This is a genomic window from Micromonospora acroterricola (genome assembly GCF_003172955.1).
Lineage (GTDB): Bacteria > Actinomycetota > Actinomycetes > Mycobacteriales > Micromonosporaceae > Micromonospora > Micromonospora acroterricola.
In genome coordinates, this window is sequence record NZ_QGKR01000004.1 from 1 (window position 1) to 940 (window position 940).

1 protein-coding gene is annotated in these 940 nt (G+C 65.0%); it reads right to left on the reverse strand.

Features of this window, described 5'->3' with window-relative positions:
- On the reverse strand, positions 1–929 hold a 929-nt coding region (locus DKT68_RS00020), incomplete at its 3' end, for a glutamine synthetase beta-grasp domain-containing protein (RefSeq protein ID WP_109815402.1).
- Positions 930–940 lie beyond the last annotated feature (11 nt).

Sequence of the window (940 nt, forward strand, 5' to 3'; positions counted from 1 at the left end):
GGGGCGTGGTGCAGCAGGCCGCCGATGTACCAGCGGGCGGTGTCGGACAGGCCGGCGTAGCCGGTCTCGTCGTAGAACAGCGGTTCGCCGCCCAGCCAGAGGCTCTGGTGGGTGTGCATGCCGGAGCCGTTGTCACCGAAGAGCGGCTTGGGCATGAAGGTGGCGGTTTTGCCGTTGGCCCAGGCTTCGTTCTTGACGATGTACTTGAACAGTTGGAGCTGGTCGGCGGCGTGCAGCAGCGTGGAGAACCGGTAGTTGATCTCCGACTGGCCGGCGGTGCCGACCTCGTGGTGTGAGCGTTCCACGGTGAAGCCGGTGTCGACGAGGCGACGCACGATCGAGTCGCGCAGGTCGGCGTAGTGATCCACCGGGGGGACGGGGAAGTAGCCGCCCTTGTAGGCGGTCTTGTAGCCGCGGTTGCCGCCCGGCTCCTCACGCCCGGAGTTCCAGGCGCCCTCGATGGAGTCGATGTAGTAGAACGACTGGTGCGCGGAGGTTTCGTGGCGGATGGAGTCGAAGATGTAGAACTCGGCTTCGGCGCCGAAGTAGGCGGTGTCGGCGATGCCGCTGGCGGCGAGGTACGCCTCGGCCTTCTTCGCGACGTTACGCGGGTCGCGGGTGTAGGCCTCGCGGGTGAACGGGTCGTGGATGAAGAAGTTCAACGCGAGGGTCTTCTGCGCCCGGAACGGGTCGATGAACGCGGTCGCGACGTCCGGGAGCAGGAGCATGTCCGACTCGTGGATCGCCTGGAAACCGCGAATCGATGAGCCGTCGAACGCGAGGCCGTCGGTGAACAGGTCGTCGTTGACGGACTCGACCGGCAGGTTGAAGTGCTGCATCACGCCGGGCAGGTCACAGAAACGTACGTCGACGAACTTCACGTCCTCGTTCTTGAGGTATCGCAGCAGTTCCTCGGGATTGGCGAACACACGTCCTCCTG